At 65.7% G+C, this 25,684-nt stretch carries 27 protein-coding genes and 2 pseudogenes; 10 read left to right on the forward strand and 19 right to left on the reverse strand.

All coding sequences use genetic code 11. The features are described 5' to 3' along the window. Nucleotides 1–31 precede the first annotated feature (31 nt). The 3 genes from IPM80_17875 to IPM80_17885 are packed head-to-tail and all read left to right on the forward strand — an operon-like array spanning nucleotide 32 to nucleotide 2,027. Complete coding sequence (locus tag IPM80_17875) at nucleotides 32–1,012, forward strand: TerC family protein (protein MBK8960225.1); 981 nt, start codon at nucleotides 32–34, stop codon at nucleotides 1,010–1,012. Further along, nucleotides 1,009–1,638: a phosphatase PAP2 family protein gene (locus tag IPM80_17880; protein ID MBK8960226.1), complete on the forward strand. Its 630-nt coding sequence runs from the start codon at nucleotides 1,009–1,011 to the stop codon at nucleotides 1,636–1,638. The genes IPM80_17875 and IPM80_17880 overlap by 4 nt, the downstream gene beginning before the upstream one ends. Continuing rightward, complete coding sequence (locus IPM80_17885; protein ID MBK8960227.1) at nucleotides 1,635–2,027, forward strand: diacylglycerol kinase; 393 nt, start codon at nucleotides 1,635–1,637, stop codon at nucleotides 2,025–2,027. Before IPM80_17880 ends, IPM80_17885 begins: the two co-directional genes overlap by 4 nt. Before the next feature lie 167 nt (nucleotides 2,028–2,194). Here IPM80_17885 and IPM80_17890 read toward each other — a convergent pair whose 3' ends face one another. Both IPM80_17890 and IPM80_17895 read right to left on the reverse strand, forming a co-directional pair. Next, the gene (locus tag IPM80_17890) at nucleotides 2,195–2,989 is read right to left on the reverse strand and encodes a 6-chlorohydroxyquinol-1,2-dioxygenase (protein MBK8960228.1); all 795 of its coding nucleotides are present in this window, start codon (nucleotides 2,987–2,989) and stop codon (nucleotides 2,195–2,197) included. A 200-nt stretch (nucleotides 2,990–3,189) separates the two neighbouring features. Next, nucleotides 3,190–4,122 (reverse strand): VOC family protein, encoded by a 933-nt coding sequence (locus IPM80_17895; GenBank protein ID MBK8960229.1) that lies wholly within the window; start codon nucleotides 4,120–4,122, stop codon nucleotides 3,190–3,192. A gap of 200 nt (nucleotides 4,123–4,322) precedes the next feature. Between IPM80_17895 and IPM80_17900 the strand changes: the two genes are divergently transcribed. Beyond that, nucleotides 4,323–5,069, forward strand: coding sequence for a PilZ domain-containing protein (locus IPM80_17900; protein ID MBK8960230.1), 747 nt, complete (start codon nucleotides 4,323–4,325; stop codon nucleotides 5,067–5,069). Between the two features lie 191 nt (nucleotides 5,070–5,260). Here IPM80_17900 and dmpH read toward each other — a convergent pair whose 3' ends face one another. The 7 genes from dmpH to IPM80_17935 form a co-directional block, all read right to left on the reverse strand. Further along, a complete protein-coding gene (gene dmpH, locus IPM80_17905) occupies nucleotides 5,261–6,049 on the reverse strand; it encodes a 2-oxo-3-hexenedioate decarboxylase (protein MBK8960231.1) in 789 nt (262 codons plus the stop codon). Next, entirely contained in the window at nucleotides 6,046–7,080 is a 1,035-nt protein-coding gene (gene dmpG / locus IPM80_17910) for a 4-hydroxy-2-oxovalerate aldolase (protein MBK8960232.1), read from the reverse strand. The genes dmpH and dmpG overlap by 4 nt, the downstream gene beginning before the upstream one ends. Before the next feature lie 17 nt (nucleotides 7,081–7,097). Continuing rightward, entirely contained in the window at nucleotides 7,098–8,012 is a 915-nt protein-coding gene (locus IPM80_17915; protein MBK8960233.1) for an acetaldehyde dehydrogenase (acetylating), read from the reverse strand. Between the two features lie 29 nt (nucleotides 8,013–8,041). Further along, nucleotides 8,042–8,827 (reverse strand): 2-oxopent-4-enoate hydratase, encoded by a 786-nt coding sequence (gene dmpE / locus IPM80_17920; protein ID MBK8960234.1) that lies wholly within the window; start codon nucleotides 8,825–8,827, stop codon nucleotides 8,042–8,044. A gap of 35 nt (nucleotides 8,828–8,862) precedes the next feature. Next, a complete protein-coding gene (locus IPM80_17925) occupies nucleotides 8,863–10,326 on the reverse strand; it encodes a 2-hydroxymuconic semialdehyde dehydrogenase (GenBank protein MBK8960235.1) in 1,464 nt (487 codons plus the stop codon). 1 nt (nucleotide 10,327) lies between these two features. Further along, nucleotides 10,328–11,251: a catechol 2,3-dioxygenase gene (locus tag IPM80_17930; GenBank protein MBK8960236.1), complete on the reverse strand. Its 924-nt coding sequence runs from the start codon at nucleotides 11,249–11,251 to the stop codon at nucleotides 10,328–10,330. Between the two features lie 354 nt (nucleotides 11,252–11,605). Further along, nucleotides 11,606–12,805 (reverse strand): flavin-dependent monooxygenase, encoded by a 1,200-nt coding sequence (locus IPM80_17935; GenBank protein ID MBK8960237.1) that lies wholly within the window; start codon nucleotides 12,803–12,805, stop codon nucleotides 11,606–11,608. Between the two features lie 117 nt (nucleotides 12,806–12,922). Here IPM80_17935 and IPM80_17940 point away from each other — a divergent pair, with 117 nt between their 5' ends. Then, nucleotides 12,923–13,921 carry a LysR family transcriptional regulator gene (locus tag IPM80_17940; GenBank protein ID MBK8960238.1) on the forward strand — a complete coding sequence of 333 codons (999 nt, stop codon included), beginning with the start codon at nucleotides 12,923–12,925 and terminating at the stop codon, nucleotides 13,919–13,921. Here the strand turns inward: IPM80_17940 and IPM80_17945 are convergent. The 9 genes and pseudogenes from IPM80_17945 to IPM80_17985 all read right to left on the reverse strand — a co-directional run bounded on the left by IPM80_17945 (nucleotide 13,878) and on the right by IPM80_17985 (nucleotide 20,028). Further along, nucleotides 13,878–14,192 carry a 2Fe-2S iron-sulfur cluster binding domain-containing protein gene (locus tag IPM80_17945; protein ID MBK8960239.1) on the reverse strand — a complete coding sequence of 105 codons (315 nt, stop codon included), beginning with the start codon at nucleotides 14,190–14,192 and terminating at the stop codon, nucleotides 13,878–13,880. The genes IPM80_17940 and IPM80_17945 overlap by 44 nt on opposite strands. A 3-nt stretch (nucleotides 14,193–14,195) precedes the next feature. Then, on the reverse strand, nucleotides 14,196–15,260 hold the full coding sequence (locus IPM80_17950) for a 2Fe-2S iron-sulfur cluster binding domain-containing protein (GenBank protein ID MBK8960240.1): 1,065 nt from the start codon (nucleotides 15,258–15,260) through the stop codon (nucleotides 14,196–14,198). Nucleotides 15,261–15,275: 15 nt separating this feature from the next. Next, nucleotides 15,276–15,638 carry a phenol hydroxylase gene (locus tag IPM80_17955; protein MBK8960241.1) on the reverse strand — a complete coding sequence of 121 codons (363 nt, stop codon included), beginning with the start codon at nucleotides 15,636–15,638 and terminating at the stop codon, nucleotides 15,276–15,278. A gap of 10 nt (nucleotides 15,639–15,648) precedes the next feature. Then, nucleotides 15,649–17,172: pseudogene (locus IPM80_17960) on the reverse strand (phenol 2-monooxygenase). Nucleotides 17,173–17,213: 41 nt separating this feature from the next. Further along, nucleotides 17,214–17,486, reverse strand: a complete 273-nt coding sequence (locus IPM80_17965) for an MmoB/DmpM family protein (GenBank protein ID MBK8960242.1) — start codon at nucleotides 17,484–17,486, stop codon at nucleotides 17,214–17,216. A gap of 3 nt (nucleotides 17,487–17,489) precedes the next feature. Beyond that, a pseudogene (locus tag IPM80_17970) lies at nucleotides 17,490–18,492 on the reverse strand (phenol hydroxylase). Then, the gene (locus IPM80_17975; protein ID MBK8960243.1) at nucleotides 18,482–18,706 is read right to left on the reverse strand and encodes a phenol hydroxylase; all 225 of its coding nucleotides are present in this window, start codon (nucleotides 18,704–18,706) and stop codon (nucleotides 18,482–18,484) included. The pseudogene IPM80_17970 and the gene IPM80_17975 overlap by 11 nt, the downstream one beginning before the upstream one ends. A 114-nt stretch (nucleotides 18,707–18,820) precedes the next feature. After that, nucleotides 18,821–19,549, reverse strand: coding sequence for a DUF2780 domain-containing protein (locus IPM80_17980; protein MBK8960244.1), 729 nt, complete (start codon nucleotides 19,547–19,549; stop codon nucleotides 18,821–18,823). 254 nt (nucleotides 19,550–19,803) lie between these two features. Next, a complete protein-coding gene (locus IPM80_17985) occupies nucleotides 19,804–20,028 on the reverse strand; it encodes a hypothetical protein (GenBank protein ID MBK8960245.1) in 225 nt (74 codons plus the stop codon). 5 nt (nucleotides 20,029–20,033) lie between these two features. Here IPM80_17985 and IPM80_17990 point away from each other — a divergent pair, with 5 nt between their 5' ends. Continuing rightward, nucleotides 20,034–20,414, forward strand: a complete 381-nt coding sequence (locus IPM80_17990; GenBank protein ID MBK8960246.1) for a hypothetical protein — start codon at nucleotides 20,034–20,036, stop codon at nucleotides 20,412–20,414. 193 nt (nucleotides 20,415–20,607) lie between these two features. Continuing rightward, nucleotides 20,608–20,868 carry a hypothetical protein gene (locus IPM80_17995; protein ID MBK8960247.1) on the forward strand — a complete coding sequence of 87 codons (261 nt, stop codon included), beginning with the start codon at nucleotides 20,608–20,610 and terminating at the stop codon, nucleotides 20,866–20,868. A 438-nt stretch (nucleotides 20,869–21,306) separates the two neighbouring features. Here IPM80_17995 and IPM80_18000 read toward each other — a convergent pair whose 3' ends face one another. Next, on the reverse strand, nucleotides 21,307–21,558 hold the full coding sequence (locus IPM80_18000) for a cytochrome c (protein MBK8960248.1): 252 nt from the start codon (nucleotides 21,556–21,558) through the stop codon (nucleotides 21,307–21,309). Nucleotides 21,559–21,957: 399 nt separating this feature from the next. Here IPM80_18000 and IPM80_18005 point away from each other — a divergent pair, with 399 nt between their 5' ends. From IPM80_18005 to IPM80_18015, 3 genes are all read left to right on the forward strand, one after another. Further along, nucleotides 21,958–22,371, forward strand: a complete 414-nt coding sequence (locus IPM80_18005; protein MBK8960249.1) for a hypothetical protein — start codon at nucleotides 21,958–21,960, stop codon at nucleotides 22,369–22,371. 15 nt (nucleotides 22,372–22,386) lie between these two features. Further along, complete coding sequence (locus IPM80_18010) at nucleotides 22,387–22,617, forward strand: hypothetical protein (GenBank protein ID MBK8960250.1); 231 nt, start codon at nucleotides 22,387–22,389, stop codon at nucleotides 22,615–22,617. 195 nt (nucleotides 22,618–22,812) lie between these two features. Further along, on the forward strand, nucleotides 22,813–23,022 hold the full coding sequence (locus IPM80_18015) for a hypothetical protein (GenBank protein ID MBK8960251.1): 210 nt from the start codon (nucleotides 22,813–22,815) through the stop codon (nucleotides 23,020–23,022). Nucleotides 23,023–25,684: the final 2,662 nt, after the last annotated feature.

Raw genomic sequence — 25,684 nt, forward strand, 5'->3', positions numbered from 1 at the left:
TGCCCCGCATCAATCATTACGGGTGGCTGTCATGGAAAGCGTGGGCACGACTTCGATGTGGGTGACCTTCACGGTGGTGGTGCTGGTGATGCTGGCGGTCGACCTGTTCATGGTCGGCGGTGGCCGCGAGCATCGCGTCAGCGTCAAGGAGGCCGCCACCTGGTCGGTTGTTTGGGTGGTGCTGTCGCTGGCCTTCGCCGGCGGCCTGTGGTGGTATCTCGACGGTACCGTCGGCCGCGAGGTCGCCAACGCCAAGTCGGTGGAATTCATCACCGGCTATCTCATCGAAAAATCTCTCGCCGTCGACAACGTGTTCGTGTGGCTGATGCTGTTCTCGTTCTTCGCCGTGCCGCTGGACTTGCAGAAGCGCGTGCTGTTGTTCGGCGTGCTGGGCGCCATCGTGCTGCGCACCGTGATGATCTTCGCGGGCGTGTGGCTGATCGCGAAGTTCCACTGGCTGCTCTACGTGTTCGGCGCCTTCCTGCTCGTGACCGGCATCAAGATGTGGCTGTTTGCCGACCATGCGCCGGATCTCGCCAACAACCCGCTGCTGAAATGGATGCGTGGCCACATGAAGATCACCGACGGCCTGGAGGGTGAACGCTTTTTCGTGATGCGCGAGGAAGGCGGCAAGTGGGTGCGCTATGCGACGCCGATGTTCCTGGTGCTGGTGCTGGTGGAAGCGTCCGACGTCATCTTCGCGGTCGATTCGATTCCGGCCATCTTCGCCATCACCACCGATCCCTTCATCGTGCTGACCTCCAACGTGTTCGCAATCCTCGGTCTGCGCGCGATGTATTTCCTGCTGGCCGACATGGCGAGTCGCTTCACGCTCTTGAAGTACGGCCTGGCGCTGGTCTTGATGTTCATCGGCGTGAAGATGCTGCTGCTCGAGGTCTACAAGATCCCGGTGGCGGTCTCGCTGGGCGTGGTGGCAATGATCATCGCGGTCTCGGTGGTGCTGTCACTGCGGCGCAGCGCCGCACCCGCCGCCACGCGCTCGGTCGCATGACGCCGGCCGGTCGCGCCAGACGCGCCGCGCTCGTCGCGCTGACGAGCCTGGCGCTGTTGAAAGTGGGCGCGCTGATGGTGTGCGGCGGCCCTCACTGTCGCGCCCTGGCCTTCGACAACGCGGTGCTGACGGCCATGCACGCGTGGCGCACCCCCGGCCTCGACCTGCTGTTCGCCACGCTGACCTGGGGCGGTTCGATGTACATGCTGATGCCCCTCGCGCTGTTGGCGGCGGCGCGCGAGCGCGCCGCCTCAGCGTGGCGACGCAGTTTCGTGCCGCTGGCCTTGCTCAGCACCTGGGCGCTGGTGCACATCGCCAAGCTGGTCGTCGAGCGGCCGCGACCGGGGCTGTTCGAACCCTTGATCGCCTTGCCCGCCGACAACAGCTTTCCGAGCGCCCATGCCGCGCAGGTGACCGCTCTCGCCTGTGCCTGGCTGCTGCGCCCGGGCTCGCGGGCGCGGCCCGCAAGCCTGGTCGCACTGACCCTCGCGGTGGCGGTGGTGAGCGCATCGCGCCTGTATCTGCAGGTGCATTACCCAAGCGACGTGCTGTTCGCGGTGACGGCCGGCGCGCTGTGGGTGGTGGCGCTGCGCCTGGCTTTCGACGCCGTTGGCGAACGTCCATGAGAAACAAGTTCCTCGGCACCGGCACACCGGGCTACAACCCGCTACGCAAACTGCGCACGATTTTTTCCGGCCTGCGCTACGCGGTGGTCTACGACCTGTCGGTGACTTACAAGCTGGTGTTGTCGGCGCTGGTGCTGGTGGCCGCGTTCGTCGCGCGTGGGACCCTCGATTTCCTGCTCATCCTGGTCGCCACCGCCTTCATGCTGGTGGCCGAGATCTTCAACAGCGCCATCGAGGCGCTGTGTGATTTCGTCGAGGCGCGGCACAACGAGAAGATCAAAGTCATCAAGGATATTGCCGCCGCCGCGGCCGGCATCGCGATCGCGACCTGGTTGACGGTGCTGGGCGTGGAGCTGGCCGGCATGTTCGCGGCACGCGATGCCTTGTAGGTGCGAATTCATTCGCACATTCGAGCCTTACCGACGGATGGCGAACCTGGTTTTAATGTCAGGCTGAAGCCTGACCCACAATTGGGCCAAGCGATCTTCCTGTGGGTCAGGCTTCAGCCTGACATTCGGTCGAGACCGCGCCCCTGAATGCGCGAATGAATTCGCACCTACATGCGCATCAGGCCGAAATCGAAGCGCAGACGGCTATAGGGCGCGGTGATGCCGTAACGCGCCGCTTCGGCGACGTCACCGCAAGTCGTGAAATCGCCGACCAGGCTTTCCTTGGTGGCAAACACCGCGTCGGAATCGAGGTAAGGATCACCCTTGACGAACACGTGGGTGATCAAGGGCTCGCAGCCCTCGGCCTTGACCATGAAATGCAGGTGCGCGGGACGGAACGCGTGGCGACCGGCGGCGTCGAGCATGCGGCCGACCGGGCCATCGGTAGGCACCGGGTAGGACACCGGCTTTTCGGTGACCAGCGCGTATTCGCCTTCGGCATTGGTGGTGAAGCGCCCGCGCAGGTTCCATTCCGGCGCGCTCGCGTCCTGCACGTCGTAAAAGCCATTGGCGGCGGTCTGCCACACTTCGAGCGTGGCGCCGGCCAGGGCCTTGCCGTTCTGATCGGTGACCTTGCCGGTGACGAGGCAGGTTTCGGCGGCGTCGAGATGGCGACGACGGATATCCGCGCCGTGGGGCAGGTCCGGTGAACCCGGCACGAAGAACGGGCCGAGCACCGTCGACTCGGTGCCGGCGCCGCCCTTGGGATGGTTGATGGCGTCGACCAGCATGGACACCCCCAGGGTGTCGGACAACAGGATGAATTCCTGGCGCTTGTCGTCGCACTTCTTGCCGGTGTCGGTGAGGAACTGGATGGCGGCGAACCATTCGGGCTCGGTCAGCTGCACATCCTTGACGAAGCCGTGCAGGTGCGTGATGAGCGAGGCGAAAATCTCGCGCATGCGTGGCGAGGCGGTATTCGCGCTGTAGGCCTTGATCACTTCTTCGGTCAGATTCTCGACGGTAAAGTCTTTCACACCTTGCTCTCCCCTGGCGGTGATGATGACGGCGCGCCGGGCTGCGGTCGCACGCGGGCTATTGTGCTGGCGGCCGGTGAACGAGTACAGGCAGGCGCGCCTGGCGCCGCCCCCGCCACATCGGATCAGTCCTGCGCTTCGTCGTTTTCGAGAAATGCCTGCGGCAGATCCGGCCCCCAGTAGCACAGGGCGTCGAGCGGGTCGTGTTGCGCGCTCTGCCAGGCGCTGCCGGCCGCGATGAAGTCGATGTTGGCGGAGTACTCGCAGTACGAGCCCCAAGGATCGCGCACGTATTGAAAATGATTGGAGCCGACACCGTGACGGCCGACGCCCCAGCCGTGGCGATAGCCGGCGTCGCGCATCTGCATGCCGCCGAGGCCGCATTCCTCCATGCCCGGCACTTCCCACGCGACGTGATGAAAGCCGCGCCGCGCTGACTTGGCGAAGGCCAGCAGGTGGTGATCCGAGCCGTGCTGACCATGCAGGAACGCCAGCAGGTCGAGCGAGGTATCGCTCACGCCGAGGCCCAGCGCGTCGGCGTAGAAGGCGGTCTGTCGCGGCACATCGTGGGAAAACAGCAGCACGTGGGACAGTCGCGTCGGCCGCACGCGCGGCGCGACGCGGCGCCCCGGCTCGACGGCCCGCGCGCGCTCGACGACATTGGCCACCGCCGTGCGACGCGCGCCGGGCGAGACCTTGGGGCCGACCTTGACCTGCAGCAGGTTGCCGTCGACATCGGTGTACCAGCTGCCGCCCGACTCGGCTTCGCGCGGCCCGTCCTGACGCTGCGCGCCGCAGGCCTCGAGCTGCCGTAACAGTCCACGGTAATCGGTATCGGAACAGCCGAAGGACAACCACGCCAGGCCCTTGCTCGCACCGGTCACGACACGCCCCCACACATGACCGCTGCCGGCGCACTTCAAGGTCAACACTTCACCGACGCGCGCGACGGAGAGGCCAAAGGCCTCGTAAAAGGACGCGGCGACGTTCAAGTCCGGCACGCGCAGCGCGAAATGATCGAGCGAGTGTATGGCGGCGAGCCGCGCTGTGCTGTTCATGTGTCCACCTTGCCTCTCGCGCCGCGCAGGGATGTCGAGCCGCTCGAATCGCCACCGCGGCCTGAACGACTCGCGCCGCTCATGGCGATTTAACAATCTATAACCGATTCCCGGCCATTTGTGTGTGGGGTTTTAGCTTCCCCGGCGGTGCGCGGCAATAGAATTCGAGCATCAGAGCGATGAACACCCGAACCGACAGCATGGCGTACGCCTCCACCCTCGACCAGAGCAACCGCCGCGCGGCCTATCGCGTGGTCGCCGACGCGGAGAACCCGCTCGATATCGCGATTCTGAACACGCATCGCCAGCTCGTGATGGCGGTGGTGCATGACGTGGCCTTCGGCGGAGTGTGCGTGCGGCTGGCCCGGGCCGCAGCCAGCGAGACGGCCCTCATGCCCGGCGCGCAGGTCGCGCTGGCGCTGCACTCGCCGCGCTACCGGTACAAGAATCACATGCTCGCCCGTATCGTTTCGCTCCGCGACAGCGATCGCGCGCAGACCGTGCACCTGGCCTTCGAAGGTGCCCATGCGGACATGCCCATGCACAGCAATCAACATTTCGCCTTGTTCAATCGCCGCACCCTGCAGCGCGGCATCGTGCCGGCGGCGGGTATCAACCTCGAAGCCGAAGTCACGCCCGCCGAAGCGTCGGATCGCAGCCTGCGCGTATACCCGGTGGCCGTGCGCAATCTTTCCAATGTCGGCATCAGCCTCAGGATCAACGCCGGCGCCAACCAGTACCTGAGCCAGCACGACGAACTGTCGCTGACTCTGCGTCTGCCGGGACGCGACGGCGTACGGCGCATCGCCTGTCATGTGCGCCACCGCCACATCGACGGCATCGAGTTCGTCTATGGCTGCGAGTACGACTGGAACGCCACGCTGGACCCGCTGGCGGTGGCGGAAGAGCTGCTGGAATTCATGCTGGAGAACGCCGATCTGCGTTGACGGCAAGCACGATCACGACCAGGGGAGCCTTCGACACAGAAGGCCGTAGGGACAGGAGGGCGCCGATGGCGCCCTCTTTTTTTCACCTCTGCCCCGCTACGCGATGAATGTCAGACTGAAGTCTGACCCACAGGTCGGTGGCGGCATGATTGTGGGTCAGACTTCAGTCTGACGCTTCAAGGCGATCGCGCCTAAACAAACCGCAACGAGATTGACCCCAGATCCTGGAAACGCACGCTGATCGCATCGCCGCGTTCGATGCCGATCGCGGCGGTGATGCCGCCGGTCATGATGAAGCTGCCGGCCGGGATCACCTGGCCGCGGCGCGCGAGGTTGTTGGCGAGCATGGCAACCGAGGCCGCCGGATGTCCCAGCACCGCGGCGGCGGCCGCCAGTTCGACGATGCGGCCGTTCTTCTCCACCACCAGGCCCAGGGTCGGCAGGTCGAGTTCATCCACACACCGCGCGCGACCACCGGTCACGAAACCTGCCGCCGAGGTGTTGTCGGCCACCACGCTGATCAGATCGAATTTGAAATCGCGGTAGCGCGAATCGAGGATCTCGACGGCCGGCATCACGAACTCGGTGGCGGCCAGCACCTGGGCGATGTGACAACCGGGGCCGGACAGCTCGGTGTGGGTGACGAACGCCACCTCGGCCTCGATGCGCGGTGCGATGAACTTGTCGAACGGCACGTCGCCGCCATCGGCATAGGCGCCGTAGTCACACAGGAACCCGAACACCGGCTCGGTGACGTTCATCTGCTTCATCTTGGCCTGCGAAGTGAGTCCGCATTTCAGGCCGGCGATGCGCACGCCGGCGCCAAGCTTGGAGGCGCGAATCGCGTCCTGGATGGCATAGGCGTCATCCCAGTCGAGGTTCGGATACTCGTCGGTGATCTTGGTCAGCGGCGCACGCTGGTGTTCCGCCGCTTCGAGGCGCGCGGCCAGCGCCGCGATGGTGGTCTTGTCCAAGGTCATGGTGCGGTCCTCGCGCGTGCGGCGCGCAGGTTGAGCGCCACGTCTTCAATCATGTCTTCCTGGCCACCGATGGTCTTGCGCTTGCCGAGTTCGACCAGGATCTCGGCCGACGGCACGCCGTGCTTGGCGGCGGCGCGCTTGGCGTGCAGCAGGAAGGAGGAATAGACGCCGGCATAGCCGAGGATCAAGGAATCCCGGTCGACGCGTATCGGGTGGTCCATCATCGGCACCACGAGATCTTCGGCGACGTCGGTGAGCTTGTAGACGTCGACGCCGGTCTCGGCGCCCATGCGCGCCAGCACCGCGTTGAACACTTCGAGCGGCGTGTTGCCGGCGCCCGCGCCGAGCCCCGCCACCGAGCCATCGATACGCGCCGCGCCCGCTTCCACCGCCGCCAGTGAATTGGCCACGCCCATGGCGAGATTGTGGTGGCCGTGAAAACCGACCTCGGTCTCGGGCCGCAGGCCCTGGCGCAGCTTGCCGATGCGCGCGGTGACATCCTCCGGCAGCATGTAGCCGGCCGAGTCGGTGCAATAGACGATGTTGGCGCCATAGCTCTCCATGAGCTTGGCCTGCACCAGCAGTTCTTCCGGCGACACCATGTGCGCCATCATGAGAAAGCCGACGGTGTCGAGGCCGAGCTCGCGCGAGCGCGCGATGTGCTGTTCGGAGACGTCGGCCTCGGTGCAATGGGTGGCGACGCGGATGGTGCCGACACCGCAATCCTTGGCCATGTGCAGGTGCTCGACCGTGCCGATGCCGGGGATCAGCAGCGCCGAGATGCGCGCCTGCTTCATGTGCGGCACCACGGCTTTCAGGTACTCGTCGTCCTGGTGGGCCGGGAAACCATAGTTGATGGATGCGCCGCCGAGGCCGTCGCCGTGCGTCACTTCGATGAGCGGCACGCCGGCGGCATCGAGGGCGCTGGCGACGTTGATCATCTGCTCGAGCGAGATCTGGTGGCGCTTGGGATGCATGCCGTCGCGCAGCGTCATGTCGTGCAGGACGACTTTTCTTCCTTTGAGATTCATTTCTGTTCCTCCGTGCCTCAGGCGTTGACGGCGGTCAATTGCAGGCTGCCGTCCTGGATCTCCTCGGCAAACATCTCGGCGGTGCGCAAGGCCGCCGCGGTCATGATGTCGAGATTGCCGGCGTAGTTCGGCAGGTAATCGCCGAGGCCTTCCACTTCGAGATAGATGGAGACACGCTTGCCGTCGAATACCGGGCCGTTCTTCAGGCGATAGCCAGGCACGTATTTCTGCACCTCCGCGATCATCGCGTGCACCGAGGCGGTGATGGCGGCCTCGTCCGGCGTATCGGCGGTCAGGCAATGCACGGTGTCGCGCATGATCAGCGGCGGCTCGGCGGGGTTGAGGATGATGATGGCCTTGCCGCGCGTGGCGCCGCCGACCTGTTCGACCGCGCCAGCGGTGGTGCGCGTGAATTCATCGATGTTCTTGCGCGTGCCCGGGCCCGCCGAGCGGCTCGCGACGGTCGCGACGATCTCGGCGTAGTCGACTTTTTGCACGCGCGACACCGCCGCCACCATCGGAATCGTCGCCTGGCCACCACAGGTCACCATGTTGACGTTCATTTCCATCTTGCCGACATGCTCGCGCAGGTTTACCGGCGGCACGCAGTAAGGACCGATGGCGGCCGGCGTCAGGTCGATGACCAGCACGCCGCGCGCCATCAGTGGTTTGGCGTTGGCGGCGTGCACGTAGGCCGAGGTCGCATCGAAGGCAATCTGGATGTTGTCTTCCTCGAGATGCGGCAGAAGGCCTTCGATGCCCTCGCTCGTCACTTTGAGGCCGGCGTTGCGCGCCTTCTTCAAGCCGTCGGAATAGGCGTCGATGCCGACCATCCACACCGGGTTGATGAGCTTGCTGCGTAGCGCCTTGATCATGAGATCGGTGCCGATGTTGCCGGAACCGATCAGGGCTGCGTTGATGGGCATGAGGATTCCTTTTCTATTTCGCGACGGAACGTATGTCAGGTAAATCGAACCGAGCACTGGCCGATACCGCCGATGGCCATGTGCATGTTGTCGCCGGGCTTGACCGGCTGCAGCGGCACCAACGAGCCGGACAGGATCACTTCGCCGGCTTTCAGCGTGACGCCGCGCGCGCCCAGCGTGTTGGCCAGCCACGCGATGCAGTTGACCGGCGAACCCAGCGCCGCGGCGCCGGCGCCGGTCGAGACGATCTCGCCGTTCAAGCTGACGACGATGCCGCAGGTCGACAGGTCGACGGCGGTCGGACGCACCGCCTTGTCGCCCAGCACCACCACGCCGCAGGACGCATTGTCAGCGACGGTGTCCTGGATCTTGATCTTCCAGTCGGTGATGCGCGAGTCGACGATTTCAAAGCACGGCATGACGAAATCGGTGGCGCGGATGACGTCGGCATTGGTGACACCGGGGCCGCACAGATCCTTTTTCAGGATGAAGGCAATCTCGCCTTCGGCGCGCGGTGCGATCAAGGTCTGGCTGGCCGGCACTTCCGAGCCGGTCGCGAACATCATGCTGTCGGTGAGGTAGCCGAAATCCGGCTGGTGCACGTTCAACATGGTCATGACCGCCTTGCTGGTCACGCCGATCTTGGTGCCCACCACGCGCTCGCCGGTGGCGAGGCGCCGCTCGAGGAAGCGCCGCGAAATGAGGTAGGCATCATCGATGCTGATGTCGGGCGCCTGGGTGGTGAGCGGCGCGATGGTGGTGCGAGTGGTCATGGCGTCGAACAGGGCGTCGCCAAAGGCCGTGATTTGCTTTTGATCCATGGGTCGAAGGTTCCGTGGGTTGGCGCGCTCGCGCGTCAAAGTTTCAAACAGACGTTGCGCAACTCGGTGTAGAACTCCAGCGAATGCACGCCGCCTTCGCGGCCGATGCCGGAATGCTTGGCACCACCGAAGGAGGTGCGCAGGTCGCGCAGGAACCAACAGTTCACCCAGGTGATGCCAACGTCGATCTTCTCCGCCACGCGGTGCGCGCGCGCCGCACCTTGCGTCCACACCGTGGTGCACAGGCCATAGGGCGTGTCGTTGGCGAGTGCGATGACTTCGTCCTCGTCGTCGAAAGGCCTGAGGTGCGCGCAGGGGCCGAAGATTTCTTCGCGGATGATGGGGGAGTCTTCCGGCAGACCGGTCCACAGCGTGGGCTCGATCCAGTAACCGTTGGCGTAGGCCTCCGGCATGGCGGGCACGCCGCCGCCGGTGACGATGTTGGCGCCCAGCGCCTTGGCGCGCTGGTAATAGCCCAGCACCTTGTCACGCTGCTGGCGGCTCACCATCGGGCCTATACCGGTGGCGGCATCGGCGGGCAAGCCGGGTTTCAGAGCCTTGGCGCGCGCCGCCAGCGCCTCGACGAAGCGCTCGAAGATCGGTCGCTGGACGTACACGCGCTCGGTGCCGAGACACACCTGGCCGCAGTTGGCGAAGGTCGAGCGCGCGATGCCGTCGAGCGCAGCGTCGAAGTCGCAATCGGCGAATACCACGCCGGCGTTCTTGCCGCCGAGTTCGAACGAGACATCGCGCACGCCGACCGCGGCGTTCTTCATGATGGCGGTGCCGGTGATGGTTTCGCCGGTGAAGGTGATGGCGTCGACCATGGCATGGCGCGTCAGGAACTCGCCGGTCGAATCGCCGCCGAAGCCGTTCACCACGTTGTATACGCCGGGCGGCACGCCGACTTCGTTCATGACCTCGCCGAGCAGGGTCGCGGTATAGGGCGTCTCCTCCGAAGGTTTGACCACCACCGTGTTGCCACAGGCCAGCGCCGGCCCGACTTTCCAGGTCATCAGCAACAGCGGCAGGTTCCACGGACAGATGACCGCGATCACGCCCTTGGGCACGCGCACGCCGTAGTTGAGCGCGCCGGCGCCGTCCGGTGTTTCCATGCGGAAGCATTCGGTCGGCACGTTGCGGATGATGTCGGCGAACACCTTGAAGTTGGCCGCGCCGCGCGGGATGTCGATATGACGCGCCAGCGAGAACGGCTTGCCGGTATCGAGACATTCGGCGGCGAGGAATTCATCGAAGCGCTCGTTGATGCGATCGGCGACCTTGAACAACAGCTCGCTGCGCTCGGCGATGCTCATGCGCCCCCACGGGCCGCTCATCGCCGCGCGCGCGGCGCGCACCGCGCGATCGACCGCCGCCTCGTCGGCTTCGTGCACGCGCGCATGCACGCGGCCGGTGGTCGGATCGAAATCATCGAACTGCGCGGCGCCCGCGACGAATTCGCCGTTGATGAAGTTCTTCAATTCCGTTTGTGCGGCCATCTCAGGTCACCACGCCCAGGAAATTCTCGTTGAGCTTGCGGTCGTGGTAGAAGATCGCGCGGCCGAGCTGCTCGGTCTCCCAGGTGATGGGCTCGCGATCCGGATACCAGGTGTAGTCGCCGCAGAACACTTCGTTGCGGTTGCCCGACGGGTCGAAGAAATAGATGGTGCGGCCGCGCGTGATGCCGTGGCGGGTCGGGCCGATGTCTATCGGAATGTCGTGCATGCTCATCAGATCGGCGGCGTTCAGCACTTCTTCCCAGGTATTCAGGAGAAACGATGCATGGTGCAGCTTGCCGGGTTCGGCATGCTCGATGAAAGCGATGTCATGGGCCTTGTTGGAACAGGTGAAGAAGGCGCCGATCATCTTCGCATCGGGCGTGACGACGCGCTCGGAAAGACTGAAACCGAGCACGTTCATGAACAGGTCGGCGGTGTCGGCGAGATTCGGCCCGTACAAGAGGCAGTGATCGAAGCGGCACACTTTCATGCCCTTCAAGCCTTCGGGCCAGGGATGGGGATTGTGGTTGCCGGTCAGCGTGCCGACGTAGTCCTTGTCCGCGTAGAGCTCGAGCATGTGGCCGGTCGGGATCTGGAAACGCACGCGATGGCCGCAGCCGCTGAGTTCGCCGGCGGGTATGCGCTCGACCGCGCAGCCATGATTGCGCAGCGCGAGTTCGAGGCGGTCGAGGTCCTGGTTGGAAAGCACCTTGAAGCCGAGATAGTCGAGCCCCGGCGCATCGGCCTCGCGCAGCACGATGGAAAACGCATCGTGTTCGTCCCAGCCCTTGAGATACACCCGGCCCTGGGCGTCCTCGCCGGTCTTGAGCATGCCGAGGCGATCGATGTAATGCGTCAGCGCCGGGCCCATTTCCATGACCCGGATGGCGCAATGGCCGGGCCGCAAGACTCCCGTGAATGACATGGCACGCGTCTCCCCTGTTGCTCGCAGCCCGGGATTCGGGGCGCGCTGTGTCGGGCAAGGATAATCAAAACAGGCGGTGCGACCTAGCGGGCTGGTGGCGGATTCGAAGACCGCCAGCACCGTTCATGGTCTGCGCGCCAGGGCCGTGGCCCATTCAGGCCGCGGCGCGCTGGTGCCCACAGGCTCAAGTTGTCGCACTCGACGACCTGCCAGGCGTCGTCGACCAGGAGGCAGGTCACGTCGCCATGATGGGCGCCAGCTAGGCCCACCAGGCCGGCAAAGCGCTCCCAGGCCGCGAGATCGGAGACTTCGAATCCCAGCTATCCCACTTTGAGTGTCATGGTGGCCGCCCCTTCAAACCATCACGTCTTTGTTACTGCCGCTGAGCAGGTGCATGCCGTAGTTGCACGCGCCGCGGTCGAAGCTGAGATAGAGGTGCTGGGCAACGCAGTTGATGTCGCGGAAATAGCGCTGCATGGGGTTGGCGAGATTGAACGCCGAGCCGCCGCAGCTCGGCATCAGGAGATTCACCGCGTCGCGGCACAGGCGCGCGACGGCCGCCGAGTTCCACTTGTAGAAGATGCGCCGCTCCAGCGGCACCGCCTCGCCGCGCGCGACGAACGTGGCCATTTCGCGAAAGTCGCGCTCGTACTTGAGCCGCGCGCTGTCGACCATCGAATGTGCCTCGGCGAGCGTGCGCTGCACCACCGGGTCGTCCTGGAAGCGGCTGCCGTCGTAGGCGGCGCAGCGTTTGCGCATGTAGGGCAGGTAGTCGGCGATCGCCGCCTCGCCGATGCCGAGCGCGACGCTCGCCAGCGAGTAGGCGAAACACACACCGAAGGACAGCTTGTAGGTGTCGGCGGTGAAGCTGCGCGTGCCGGGTTCGTTGAGTTCGATGGCGCGCTGGATGTTGTGCACGTGGCGCGCCGGGACGAAAGCGTCGCGCACCACGATATCCTTGCTGCCGGTGCCGCTCATGCCGGCCGAGCGCCAGGACGAGTCGTCTATCTCGTAGCCATCGCGCGGCACCATGCAGGCCACGCGGTTGAACGAGCCGTCGTCCTGTTCGGCGTCGCAGCCGAGGATCACCCAGGTCGCGTGGTCGCAGCCGCTGGACCACGGCCAGCGCCCTTCCAGGCGATAACCGCCGGACACGCGGCGCGCCTTGCCGAAAGGCGCATAGGAGGACGAGAAGCGCACCTCGGGGTCGTCACGCCACAGGGCTTGCGCGACCGCCGGGTCGATGAGGCCCGCCTCCCAGTTGTGGATGCCGAGCACCGACAGCACCCAGGCGCTGGACGGGCAGCCGCGGGCGAGGATGGTGACCACTTCGAAAAACTCGGTCGGCCACATCTCGTAGCCGCCGTAGAGGGCGGGCTGCAGGATGCGGAAGAAGCCGGCGCCCTCGAACGCTTCGATGGTCGCGGCCGGCACGCTGGCCTGGCGTTCGCAGTCGGCGGCGCGCTCGCGCAGCACCGGCACCAGCGCATGGGCGCGGCGCCGCAGTTCATCGCCCGTAGGCACGGCGGTGATGGATTGGACTCGTGTGTTCATGCGTCTCCCCTCGCGAACGTCGTGGTGAGGAGCAGCTTAAGGAAGCCATGAAATTGTTCAATTTGATACTTTCAATATCTAGTATCATCGAAACTCATTCATGCACAGGCAAGCGCCATGGCCACCACCCTGCGCAACCTCGATCTGAACCTGCTGCGCGTGTTCGACGTGCTGTGGACCGAGCGCAGCGTCAGCGTCGCCGCGCGACGCCTGTCGCGCACGCAGTCCGCCGTCAGCCTCGCGCTCGAACGGCTGCGCCAGGCCTTCGACGATCCCTTGTTTCGCTGGAGCGGTCGCGCCATGCAGCCTACAGCGCGCGCCGAACAGCTCGCGCCGCGCATCCGCGCCATCATCAAGCAGGTGCACGAGACGCTGGAGTCCGGCGTCGATGAGCCGCGCCTCGCGCAGCGCGACTTCACCATCGCCACCGCCGACTACATCGACTGGCTGCTCGGCGGTCAGCTCATGCGGCGCCTGGAGGACGAGGCGCCCAATCTCACGCTGTTCTTCGTCGATGTGAACCCGCGGATGCTGGAGCGCCGCCGCGCGGCCGAGATGGAGTTCTTCATCGTGCCGTCGGGCGCGATCGACGCGGCCGCGCTGCGTTCGGCGCCGCTGTTTCGTGATCGCTACGTGTGTGTCGCCGCGCGCGACAACGCCGAGGTTCACGAAGGGATGGACTTCGAGCACTTCCGCCGCCTGCCGCAGGTCGGCTACACCATCGAACCCAAGCGCCAGTACAGCCACGAGACCCTGCACCTCGATGCGCTGAACGTGCGTTACCGCAACCGCGTGCTGACGCCCCACTACATGGCCATTCCGCTGATCGTCGCCGAGACCCGTGGCGTGGCGGTGATGCAGGAGCGCCTTGCGCGCTTCATGGCCGAGCGCGTGCCGCTCAAACTCGTCACACCGCCGATCGCCTACCCGGATCTCGAGCTCGAGCTCTATTGGCATCCGCAATACGACGACGATGCGACCCATCGCTGGCTGCGCGAGACGGTAGTGGAAGTCGCGGCAAGGCTGCCGCCGCTGCCAGCGCGTAGCGCGCCGCGCAAGCCGCGCGCCGCGCCTAGCCGCCGTAGCGGCGCAGGAGGCCGAGGGCGCGCACGGTGAGATCGCCCTCGGGAATCAGTTTGCAGGCGAGGCAGATGCCGGCCGCGAGATCTTCTTCACTGACCTGGGCACGGCTCATTTTCTGGGTGCGATAGCGCGTGCCGTCCACCACCTGCACGCGGCATATACCGCAGCCGCCGCCACGGCAGCCCACCGGAATGCCGCGGCGGCCTAGCCTTTCCATGGCCGCCAGCACGTTCTGACCGTCCTTGCACGGGAAGGATGCGCCGTCTTCCGCCAGCGTGATGAGGAACTCCGTGCCCGTGCCCACGGTTTAGAACTTCTTGAACAGCGCGCTGCGGCGCGCCGGCGTCGCGGCATCGGCAGCGGTGAAGAAGTGCTCCATGAAGATGTGTTCTTCGAACAGGCGGCCGCGCATGAGGCTGGTGAGGCAGGCGTCGATCATCGGCGGCGGACCGCACAAATAGGCTTTCAGGCCGGCGAAGCGCGCGTCGAAGAGGCGCTCGGCGACTTCGTGCACGTGACCGCGCTCCCCCATCCAGCCATCGTCGGGCGTGCCATCGGACAGCGCCGGCACGTAGCGAAAGTGGGGATGGTGTTGCGCCAGCGTTTCGAACAGCGCCTGGTCATACAGCTCGCCGCGATTGCGCACGCCATGGATGAGCGTGATGGCGCGTTGGTCGCCGGTCTCCAGCAGGTCGAGAATCATCGACTTCGGGCTCGACACGCCCGAGCCGCCGGCCAGCAGCAAGACCGGCCCGGGCGCTGACTTGCGGATGAAGAACCGCCCGAGCGGCGCGGTGAAGGTGAGCTCGTCGCCGCAACGCAGGCGCTCGTGCAGGTAAGTCGTGCCGGCGCCGCCCTCGAGCCTGCGCACGTGCAACTCGATGTCGCGCCGCGCCGACGGCGCGCTCGCAATCGAGAACGCACGCGGCTGGTCCAGCCCGGGAACATGGAGGTTCAAGTACTGGCCGGCCTGGAAGGACAGCGCGCCGTCTTCGAGCGCGAGACCGATGAGCTTGACGGTGGGCGTGAGATCCTCGATGCGCGACACGCGCGCACGATGGTCGCCGACCGCCAAGCGCTCGGCGTCCGGCTCCTCATCGACATCGGCCTCGATGGTGACGTCCGAGCACAGCGTTGCGCAGCAGGCCAGCGCCCGGCCTTCGTCGCGCTCGACGTCCATGAGCGCGAACGACGAGGCGTGATGATGCTCCACTTCGCCATCCAGCACCGTCACCTTGCAGGTGCCACACAGGCCGTGATTGCAGGCATAGGGCAGGTAGATGCCGGCGCGCAGCGCGCCATCGAGCATGGTCTGGCCGTCCTCGATTTCGAGCGTCTCGCCGAGCGGCTCGATGGTCAGTTGGTAGCCCACGGCGTGGCGCTGCGCTCAGTAGCCGAGGCCGTTGAGACCGTCGAGGCCGGGCGCGTGAAACTCGATATAGCTCATGTGGCCGACGCCGTTGTCGGCGATGGACTTGTCGAAGTCGGGCTGCCACGGCGCCTTGTCGAGCTTCCAGGCGCAGCGCGCGAAGTCCAGCGCCGCGCAGTCGGGGTGGGCGGCATAGTCGGGCTTCAGCATCTGTTCGAGGAAGTCGCCGAGCCGCATCGCGGTCGCTACGCGGTAGGCCGACGGACAGGCGAACATCAAATGCTTTTCCCAACGCACGTAGATGTTGATGTCGCCGCCGTACTGTTCTACGCGGTTCTCCGAGAGATATTCGTAGCGCTCGCCGAGATACCGGGTGCTCATCGATGCCCCCTCACGCCGCGTTGGCCGGCTTGGTCTTGTGTGCTTCCTGCCAGGCGTCCCAGTTCTTCTGATCGGGCGAACCGCGGTACTCGCCGGTATCGACATCGCGTTCGAGATGCAGCCAGGCCGCGTATTCGAAGATGTCGCGCGCGCCGCCCGCCTCGCCGCGATAGATCTGCTGCGGCGGGATCAGCGCCTGCACGTATTTCATCGGCTCGTGATTGAAGATGTCGGCGCAGCCGTCGGAACAGCAATGGTGCCGGGTGCCGGCCGCCTCGACGATGCGCACGCTCTGGGTCAGCGGATCGTCAGGCTCGGTGTAGAAACATCGGGATCTGGCACACCTGGCACACCATCGGCAGGCGATTGTTGTAATAACGCTCGCCGCGCTGTTCGCGTTCACGCAGGAACAGGAGGCGCGGTTTGTACAGCGTGTCGAAGGTCGCGCCGTATTTGTCGCTGAGCCAGGCGATTTCCTCGTCGTCCGGCACCCAGGTATGCAGGCTGAGCGCATTGCCGTATTGATAGAGCACCGTCCACATCTCGTGGGTCAGACGCTGCTTTTCCTTGGCCGCGACTTCGTGGTGCCTGGGCAGGCGGATGCCGTAGCGGCCGAGATCGTGAAACAGCGCCGCGCCGTTCTCTTCCCAGTAGATGCCCCAGGCCTCGGCCCATGACATGACCTTCTTCGGCAGCATGTAGTCCATCATGGTGCCGACCAGGCCCAGCAGCCGGTAACCGCGCCAGAACCATTTATCCAGCCAGCCTTGCACGATCGGCACGTTGTCCTCGTGCTGCTGCAGCATGAACTTCACCACCTCGAGGCCGAGGGTCATGTGCCGCGATTCATCGGACTGCGCCGAAAAACCGAAAGTGGTGGTGGCCATGTCGCCGTTATAGGCGGCGCCCGACACGAAGGGCATGAACAGCAGGTTGGTCAGCACGTATTCGAAGGCAAACGAGATCGAGGTGACGAACTCGAACGGGCCGGCCGTCATCGCGTCCTCGAAGAAGCTCTTGGGGATGGACAGGTACCAGGCGCGATCGCGCATGTGCGCGAAGCCGTGAAAGCCGTTGAAGAACTTGTTGTAGTGGCTGAACGCGTGCAGCTGGGTCTGGGCGTGACGCAGTTCATCGATGGACTGCATCTGGCAGGCGATGCGCGCGCCGGCGCCGCGAAACGCGCGCCCGGCATGGGCGAAGCCGCGATGGGCGGCGTATTCCAGCGGCGTGATGCCCTGCAGCCACAGCTTCACCGCCGACAGGTAGCGCGCGTCGGAAATATTCAGCTGGCCGTTGTTCTGCTGGAAGGCGTCGAGGATGGCGTAGAGCTTGCGCTCCTTCTCCGACTGGTATTTCCAGTAGGCATCCATGGTCAGACGGAAGGGATCGGCCCACGCGTCCCAGTCCTTGATCTTGATGCCTTCGTACTGGTCGTAGGAAACACCGCGCCCATCGGCTGGTAGGTCGTTTCCCAGTCCAGGCCGCGCGTCAGCAGTGCGTAGCGTTCCTTGAGTCCGAGCTTCTTGGCCATGATCTATTCCCGTGTGCGCGTGACGTGGACGCGGCGGCCGCTCAGGCCTGCCAGTACAACACGAACTCGTCGTCGTCCTCGTCGATGTTGCCGCCGAGGGAGATGAGATTGATGTGGATTTCCTGCAGGTCGAATTCGCGACCCAGCGCCGCTTCGACCGACTCGCGCCGGATCACGAGGCGCGAAGGGCAATCGATCTTGACCATGCCCGGCGATTCGTTGAGCACCGCCGCCGGGTTGTCGGCGAGGATGGCGGTGATGATGGGCTGCGCCTCGGCGTTGTTCTGCAGGGAGATGAAGACTTTGTCGGCCATGGTTCAAGCCTCGAGGGCAAAGCCGAGACGCGCGACGCGCGCGCGCAGGGCGCTGTCGAGCGCGGCCACCTCGGCCGCACCGTCGCCGTCGAAGGCGTAGTCCGCGAGCGGCAGCAGCGCCTGCGCGACGTCGCCCAGCCAGCGCGCGGTCCAGCCCTGCAGCAAGGCGCGATTGTCGGCCGCCTCGGCGGCGGCGGTCTTCAGCACCGCGTCCACCCAGCGACTCGATTCGGCGTACCAGTCGACCATGAATTCCGACAGCATCGAGAACACCGCCCCCCCTTGCTGGATGAGGCGCGCGTCGAAACGCTCGAACACCAGCGGATGCACCAGTCCATCGATGACGAGGTTCTGCGCCACGAACAGTTCGAACCAGTCGCGCGTCACCATCGAGTTCTCGACCACGCGCCGCAGCGGCTGCCACATCACGTCGCTCATCCACGCCGCCTTGGCGACGTCGAGCAAGGTCGGGTCGTTGTCGCCGAGCATCAGGCCGGCGCGCGACAGGTACTGCGCAACACCGAGTTCATCCATCATGTGCATGCCGGCCGCCGAGGTCAGCGGCCCGCCGTGACCGTAGGCGCAGATATAGGAATTGTTGGTATTGGCCGCCCACGCGACATGACGCATGGGCAGCACGAAACGCGTGATGCGCTCGCGCCATTGCGGCGTCAGCGCCGCCAGCAGGCCGCGCTTCTCGACGAAGTCGAAATTGCGTTCCTGGAACCTGTTGCCGGCCGCGCTGTATGGTCCAGGTGCCGTAGTAGTACTGGCGCGGGTCGACGAGATCGTCGAAGTCCTTCATCACCACGGCGGTGCGGCGCGGGTCGTACAGCGCGTGGCTTTGGTCCCAGGTCGGGCGGTAGTGGAAATTCACGTTCGGCTGCAGGCCCCAGACCGCTTCCTGGTAGCGCGTGGCGGGCTTGTCGCCGCCGAGCTTGTCGGCGATGTGATCGAAGGTGCGACGCAGCGGCTCGACGTGGGTGGTCTTGAGATCAATCGACACGGTTTTGCTCCTCGTGCTCGTCGTCCGCCTGCCAGCGTCGCGACGCGGCATCGACCGCGCGCGCTTCGGCCGGCGTCAAGTGCACCACCTGGTGACGGGCGCAGAATTCGGCGAAGGCCGCCGGCGGCAGTGTCATTTCGAGGTACAACGTCGGGTCGCCGATGGAGAACTGGAACTCGGTGTAGCCGCGATGATTGGCGCGTGTCACGCGCACGTAATGGCGCGGCGCGGCGTGGCGGGCGCAGCGCCGGGCCCGGCTTGCATCGGTGTCACTTGCGCCATCGTCATGCGCCTCGCCCGCGCATCTCGTCAGCGTTGCATGGTCGCGCTATAGCCCCAGCGCGTGGGTCAATAGCCCTGACGACGACTTGCCGCCGACCGACTTCACGTAGCCGACCACGATCGGCGGGAATTGCGCGACCGAGTCCCGGTTCATGCCGAGCTGTGAGAAGGCCGGCGCCAGCGCCTGCACGGCCTGCAGCTTGTCGCCCACCGCGGTGCCCGCGAGCAATGCGCCGGCCGCGCCGACGCCGCTCTGCCCACCGGCATTGCCGGCCAGGGCGCCGGCCGCGACGCCGGCGAGTCCGCCCTGCGCGCCCGGTACCGCACCGCCCACGGAAGCCGCCAGCTTGTCGCGCGCCGCGCCCTTGAGCGCGTCGGTCGGCGACACCGGCTGACCGAGCGCAGCCGCCGCCAGCGCGCCCGTCGTCGAACCACCGCCCGCCGCCGCCGCGAGGCTGCCGGCGGGAGCACCACCGGCGGCTGCGGCCGCCAAGGTGCCGGCCGTCGAACGACCACCGGCCGCCGCCGCCAGCGCGCCGACCGAGGTACCCGCGCCCGCCGCGCCGGCGAGCGCCGCGCCCTGGGCCAGCCCGCCCCCCGGTGTCGTCGTCGCCGACGCCTGTTCGCCCGGCAGGAAGGCGGGCGCGGCGCCGAGATAGGCGCTCATGCCCGGCACCACCGCGTTCAACTTCTGGAAGTTCTCGGGCGTCATCTGCGGGCAACGCGGCGATGACGGCCGCGAGCATGATGCGGCGAATGGAACGTGATGCGACATGACGAACTCCCTTCTCGATGGCAATGATCGGCGATGATGGCCCATCCTCAGCCGGGATGATAGCCACGGCGGACGACTTACGCGACGCCGGCCATCGAACCTTTCAGCCGCAGCGGAGAATCGCCACATGCCCGGTCCCCGCACGGCGCCCGTGCCATCGACCTGACGTCGATGATCCCGGTTTGCCCGCGACCATGATGCTGGCTGACCAAGGCGCGGGAAGCCATCAAGGTCGAGAATCCTGACGGCGGTGATTACGTGCAATGCGCCGGCAACCGGCGCGGTGACTTCTCGGCCGCCTTCTCAACAACAACCGTAAATAAGCGTTTACCGGCGCTCGATCTGAAAGACCTGCGCGGCGCGGCGCTGCTGCTGGAACCGCGCGCGGCGCGGATGTGTTCGTGCAGAATTTCCGGCCCGGCGTCATCGAACGTACGGGCCTGGGTGAAGCGGTGGTGCGTGCGGCGCGCCTCCGACATCGTACGTGTCCATCGCCGGCTTCGGCTTCGATGGCCCCTTTACGCGTCGCGACCGGTCTACGACCCTTGATCCAGGCGCTGTCGGGACTCGCCACCGCAGGTTCCGGCTCGACGAAGCGCGGCCGCGCCTCGGTGCACCCGCCATCGTGCCGGACAAGGTCAGCGCCCTGATGGCGCAGGCGATCATTACCGCCGCGCTGCTCGCGCGCGCCGCGGCGCGCCCGGCTGGACGTGCGCTGTCGATGCTCGACGCGATTGTCGCTTTCTGTGGCAGTCCGACATGGGCAGCCAGAGACCGGTCGGCGCCGACATTCCGCAACAGGCGGCGGCGAGTTTCATCGATCCAGCTCTATGACACCGCCAGCGGCCATATCAAGTGGCGGTGATGCCGTCGGATAGAGGAATGGCGCGCCACTCACCCGCGCCCCGACACGCCCTGCGTGGCTGACGATCCCGCGCTTCGCCACGCCGGCCCTGCGGGATCGTATTATCGACGGCTCGCGCTCATCCAGGAACGACTGCGTAGCCACAGCGCCGAATACGGCTGGCGCCTCGAAGCGGAAGGCGCCTTGCGCGCCGGTGTTGACGCGCAACCAGATGATTCAACACCCGCAGGTGCTGGCCAACGATCCGCTGCAGGATGCCGAACACCCGCAGGTTGGCGCGCTGCGCCAGTGGCCTGCGGCGCGCTTTCGGTCACGCCCTGGGCGACATACGCCGTGGCGCGCCGCGCCTCGGCGAGGATACGCAGGCGTTGCTGAGGAATTGGGATTTGACGACGAGCGAGTGGGGGCCTTGGCCCAGGCAGAGCGGTCAGGAGCGCGTGAGAGGCAGAAATGATTGTGGTCCGACTGAAGTCGACCTGCACAATAAACCGCCGGATTACTTGATATCGAGCGTCTTCAGGCCGGTCTGGCTGCGCGAAGTGCTGGCCAAGCTTGACCATGTTTCGTCGGTGAGGCCGAGCGCCTTGACCTGCATGCCCATGATCGGCAGGATTGCGGCGCCCGTCGCGATAGTTCTTCGTGGCGACTGCACGATAGTCGGCGTGGGGACCGGCCAGCACCGAGTAGTCGGCGCCAGCGGCTTGTCACCCTTCGCCATTGGCAGGCGGCACAGGCCTGGAGCTGGTGTCGTCGAAGTCATGCCGTTGCCGGCGGGGGGCGGCCGCTTGTCTGGCGCTGGCGAGATTGGTGAACGCGGCCAGGCCGAGCGCACAGACGAAAGAGAAAATCATTTGGTGTTCATGCGTGGTACTCCGGCGACCTTATTGACCGACTACTTGTTGCGGTAGCTTTCGATGTAAGCGCCGATGTCGGCCATGTCCTGATCGCTCAGGTTGGCCGCGTTCGCATGCATGGTGTCGTGCTGACGGCCGCCATCGCGGTATTGCTTGAGCGCGACTCGATGTACTTGCCACTCTGTCCGCCCAGCATCGGCACGATAGCTGGGGATACACATTGAAATAGCCCGCACGGCATGGCAGCCCAGGCAGGTTTCCGCCTTTGCGTCCGGCCGCCGCATCGCCATCGGCAACGCGCTGGCGGAGCCGGGCAGCAGCAGGACGGCGGTGAAGACCCGAGCTCTTTCGCAAATTCATCAGGTCCCTCTGCCGGCGCCGACGCCAGCGACGGTAGCCATCACGGCGCACCGTGACAGTCTTGTGTTGTTTGATCTGACTGGCGCGTGGCGCGCCGCTGAGTGACAGCGTGGGGCGGCGGCCGTCGCCGGCACCGCCGAGCCACCCCACGACACCGTCCATCTCGACGCCAGCAGGTACCCCATACCCGCAGCCGCCATCCGCGCGTGGCCACGAGGGCAGTCTGCGCGAACGCGCGAATACTACCAGACCCGCCTGCCGAGTGGAAGCTGAGGCGCATTCGCATCGACGGTGCGGGCCACGCGTGCTTTCCATTACCATCGCTGGACATGTCGATCATTGCCATCCATCGCGGCGCCGTCGCGCGCCTGTGTCTGTTGCTGCTGGTGCTGGGTGTCGCGGCGTGTGGCCAGGGCAAGCATGACGACAGCTATTTCCCGCTCGAGCCCGGCAGCCGCTGGCAGTATCGCGTCGAGCGCACCACCATGGATGGCCGCCGCGAACTGCGTCACGCCTTGTCGGTGCTGGACCCGCTCGCCAATCAGCCGGCCGATCTGCGCGTGCGCGCGACGCTCGACGGGCAACGCTATCTTTATCGCATCAACGACGACGGCACATGGCGCGTCGGCGTCGAGCGCAGCCGTGGTCCGCGCGCCGCCGACGACGACCAACCACAAATGGTCATGCTGCTGCATCCGGCGCTTGCGCAAGAGTGGAAGGCCGCAGCGCCACCGCCGTGCTGAGAGCTCGGCGGCGCCGTGGAGACGCTGTTCCGCGTGCAGGTGCCGCTGGTAATGCGCTTCCGCGTCGCGGCGCTCGACGCAGTTGCCAGCACGCCGGCTGGCGACTTCGAGCGCTGCCTGCTGCTCGAAGGCCAGGGCCAGGCCGACAGCGATCCGGCAACGGCGTCGGCGCCACGCACACTCGAAGCGACGACGCGTGGAGCGGCATGCGCCGGGCGTCGGCCTGTGCGGAGGGAACGCCACTGAACAGACCAGCGCCAAGGGTCCCAAGCGGGCCTGCTGGTGATGGAACCCGACGATTGGAGTCGGCCCCGATCGCGGCCTGATCCGGCGCGGCGGACGACGCCTGTCGACACCCAGCAGCATTGCGCTGACCGCTGAAAATGATTAACGTTGCGCCCTGGTTTTATGACCTGTCTTGCCGGGAAACGTGGATAATACGTGACGTCGAAGCAATGCGCGCGACACGGACAAGAGGTGGTTAACGGCCAACGCAAAGAAGAAATCTTCCGCCAAGCAGAAGGCAAGCCCACGTGCCCCGGTAAAGAAGAAGACGCCGGCGTCGAAACCAGGCAAGAAGGCTGCGCCTGCCAAGGCGGCGGCCAAGAAAGCACCGGCCAAGAAGGCTGTCGCGAAAAAAAGCTCTATTAGGCGCTGGTCAAGAAGGCCGCCCCGCCCCACACGCCAGCCAAACCATGAAAGGCAGCGAAGAAGGTCGTCGCCAAAGCGGCGCCCAGGCCCGCCGCCGAGCCAAGCCCGCAGTGACCACGGTCCGCGCCGCCGAAAAGCCGCGCCGGCCAAGACGCCTGCGCCCAAGACCTGCTCCGAAGCCCGTTATGAAGAAGCCCGAATTGCCGAAGGCGGCAGCGCCACTAAGCCCGTCGCCGCGCCCCCGCTCCCGCTGCGGCACCGGCGCTGGCCAAGGCCGCCAAGAAAGTTACCCCTGCCAAAGAGACCCGCGTGCGCAAGAAAGCCAGCGACACCGATACCCCGCCTGCCCAGGTGGCGCGCCGCGACCGCGATAGGCCAAGGCCCCGACGCATGAGCCGAAGCAAGCCGCCGCGCGCCCGCAGGATCAATCTCGACGAAGTTGGTTGCGCCGCCGGCTACGCGTCGAGCAAGGACGCAGAGTATACGAACCCCATGCAGCTCCTGTATTTCCGCAACAAGCTGCAACTGGCGCGACGGATTGACCGCCGAATCACAGGAAACCCCTCGATCATCTGGTGTTCCGAGATCCGCGACGTCGGCGACGAAGCTGGAATTGCGCCAGCCGCGAGTCGGACTAACATCCTCGGAATTGGCACGCGCGATCGTTACCGCAAGCTGCTCAAGAAGATCGACGACGCCACTGGCTCATCGAAGAACGGCTGCCATGGGTCTCGGGCGGAAGAGACCGGTGAAGACATCGGTCCGCGCGCTTCGAGGCGTCCGATCGCTACGCCCACGGTCGACGCGCGGTGGAACGCCGCGAGTTCTCCCAGAAGCTGTTTCGCGACGATCGTTGAGTTCGGTCGCGACGCCCCGTCGCGCCGAAATTGCCGCCACGCGTCGCGGCCATGGCAACGAGCAGGATGCGGTATAGTACGGTCGAGTGACGATATCCGCGTGACACTTCGTCAGTCGGCTGACAGCAGCGGCGGTATAAAGAAGCGGCGGAGCAAACATACTTGTCGTCGAAGATCAGCGCGCGGTCGCGCGCCCTCCTGCGCTGGCGCCTGCGCGGGCTCGGTCACGAGTCGGTCGGCATCGCCAAAGACGGCAACGAGGGGCGATAGAACGCGCGCGCGAACTGCGTCCCGATCTGATCCTGATGGACATCCGTCCTCGGCGATGGCATGACGGCATCGTAGCCGAACACCGCATCCGCACCCAGTACGACATCCCGGTGGGTAAGCCGCTGTCGGCTACGCCGACCGCGATCGGATCCGATCGAGCGAGTGACACCCTGCCCCGCCGGCTTCATCAACAAGCCGTTCACCACCAAGGACCTGCTGACCACCATCAACCTCGCCCTGCACAAGCAGGAAGAGGCGTCAGCAGGATGAGGTCGGCAACCGCGAGGGCAAGGACCAGGAAGGATCCATCACCGCCGATCGCGACGCCTGCATCACTTTCAACAATCGTCGTGCCGAACGCCTGACTGGCCGACGCGTGACGCGCTGGTCGGCCAGCAACGCAGCTAACATTCCCTCGCGACGCTGTAACGAGTTGAAACGCCAACGATGCTAGCGCGGTTAAACGCACCTTCAAACTCAATGCCGAACAGGCGGTGCTGGCCGACGACACCAGCGCGGCAACGACACCTTGAAGCCCTCACCGACGCCCGCGGCCAGTAAGCCTTCATGTCGCGCTGCGTACGAGCGAATCGACCACCCGCGCGAGCCCCCGCCGCGCCGTCAAGAAGCCAGCAATGCGCTGTGCGCTTCAGGGTTCGATTAGCGTTGATGGCTACTGTGCCGGTCGACAAGCAGTCGAAGCTGCTGCTTACGTCACACCTGATGGCCGACGAGATCCCTGAAACCACGCCACGGTGTCAGTGACGCGCGGCCACCTGCGTGCGACCAGCGACCACGACCACGCGCCAGCCTGTGCGGCGTGGTGCGCGCGTGGCGCGGTCAGCAACAGGCGCCCGACGGTCACGAGCGAGATCTGGGTAACATCCGCGCCGAGTATCGATCGCCGCGTGATCCCCGTGGCCACGCCGGTGCCGGGCTGACGGTAACGTGACGGTCGCGCTGCTGGTGTTCGAATCACCCGCTGGGCTTCGGCCATTGTCGGCCTGTGTGCTGCAGCAGATCTTACGGGCCTACGCGCGCCGAAATCGTTGGTGCAGGCACTCGCCAGCGGCCAGCCCGAAGAGTGGTCGCGCATGTCATCGGCATCGCGGTCAACACTGCGCGCACCTATCTCAAGCACATCTTCATCTCGTTTGGCGCCAAGCGGCAGTCGGAACCTGTCCACCGTCGAAACCGGTCCGGGCCGCACCGCCGCCTTGCTCGAAGATCCGCATCAGGCTTGCTGCCCGCCGCCGGCGTCTCTGATCTCGCGCGGTCGCCGTTCTGTTAATCGTTCTGCGTCCAACGCCGTGGACGGCGTTGCATTCATCAAAGGAGTTTGGATATGGATATCCTTTCACGCCTCGGCGCCTGCGCGCCGGTCTTTCCGGCCTGTGTCTCGCCCCCATGCTCCGCCGTGCATGCCAGCACGCTGGTGGCGTTCAGCTTTTCGACGATGCCGCCGGTGTGGTCTGACGCCGCGCTCCCGCACGCTCGCCGCGGCCTCGCCAGTGCGTATTCGAGCGACGATCCGG

This window comes from Pseudomonadota bacterium (assembly GCA_016719885.1).
Classification (GTDB): domain Bacteria; phylum Pseudomonadota; class Gammaproteobacteria.

What these genes read in the sequence shown, in the direction of transcription:
- IPM80_17875 (MBK8960225.1), top strand. Translation starts at nt 32, where the DNA reads ATGGAAAGCGTGGGCACGACTTCGATGTGGGTGACCTTCACGGTGGTG.
- IPM80_17880 (MBK8960226.1), top strand. Translation starts at nt 1,009, where the DNA reads ATGACGCCGGCCGGTCGCGCCAGACGCGCCGCGCTCGTCGCGCTGACG.
- IPM80_17885 (MBK8960227.1), top strand. Translation starts at nt 1,635, where the DNA reads ATGAGAAACAAGTTCCTCGGCACCGGCACACCGGGCTACAACCCGCTA.
- IPM80_17890 (MBK8960228.1), bottom strand. Translation starts at nt 2,989, where the DNA reads ATGCGCGAGATTTTCGCCTCGCTCATCACGCACCTGCACGGCTTCGTC.
- IPM80_17895 (MBK8960229.1), bottom strand. Translation starts at nt 4,122, where the DNA reads ATGAACAGCACAGCGCGGCTCGCCGCCATACACTCGCTCGATCATTTC.
- IPM80_17900 (MBK8960230.1), top strand. Translation starts at nt 4,323, where the DNA reads ATGGCGTACGCCTCCACCCTCGACCAGAGCAACCGCCGCGCGGCCTAT.
- dmpH (MBK8960231.1), bottom strand. Translation starts at nt 6,049, where the DNA reads ATGACCTTGGACAAGACCACCATCGCGGCGCTGGCCGCGCGCCTCGAA.
- dmpG (MBK8960232.1), bottom strand. Translation starts at nt 7,080, where the DNA reads ATGAATCTCAAAGGAAGAAAAGTCGTCCTGCACGACATGACGCTGCGC.
- dmpE (MBK8960234.1), bottom strand. Translation starts at nt 8,827, where the DNA reads ATGGATCAAAAGCAAATCACGGCCTTTGGCGACGCCCTGTTCGACGCC.
- IPM80_17925 (MBK8960235.1), bottom strand. Translation starts at nt 10,326, where the DNA reads ATGGCCGCACAAACGGAATTGAAGAACTTCATCAACGGCGAATTCGTC.
- IPM80_17930 (MBK8960236.1), bottom strand. Translation starts at nt 11,251, where the DNA reads ATGTCATTCACGGGAGTCTTGCGGCCCGGCCATTGCGCCATCCGGGTC.
- IPM80_17935 (MBK8960237.1), bottom strand. Translation starts at nt 12,805, where the DNA reads ATGAACACACGAGTCCAATCCATCACCGCCGTGCCTACGGGCGATGAA.
- IPM80_17940 (MBK8960238.1), top strand. Translation starts at nt 12,923, where the DNA reads ATGGCCACCACCCTGCGCAACCTCGATCTGAACCTGCTGCGCGTGTTC.
- IPM80_17955 (MBK8960241.1), bottom strand. Translation starts at nt 15,638, where the DNA reads ATGAGCACCCGGTATCTCGGCGAGCGCTACGAATATCTCTCGGAGAAC.
- IPM80_17965 (MBK8960242.1), bottom strand. Translation starts at nt 17,486, where the DNA reads ATGGCCGACAAAGTCTTCATCTCCCTGCAGAACAACGCCGAGGCGCAG.
- IPM80_17980 (MBK8960244.1), bottom strand. Translation starts at nt 19,549, where the DNA reads ATGTCGCATCACGTTCCATTCGCCGCATCATGCTCGCGGCCGTCATCG.
- IPM80_17985 (MBK8960245.1), bottom strand. Translation starts at nt 20,028, where the DNA reads ATGTCGGAGGCGCGCCGCACGCACCACCGCTTCACCCAGGCCCGTACG.
- IPM80_18000 (MBK8960248.1), bottom strand. Translation starts at nt 21,558, where the DNA reads ATGGCGATGCGGCGGCCGGACGCAAAGGCGGAAACCTGCCTGGGCTGC.
- IPM80_18005 (MBK8960249.1), top strand. Translation starts at nt 21,958, where the DNA reads ATGTCGATCATTGCCATCCATCGCGGCGCCGTCGCGCGCCTGTGTCTG.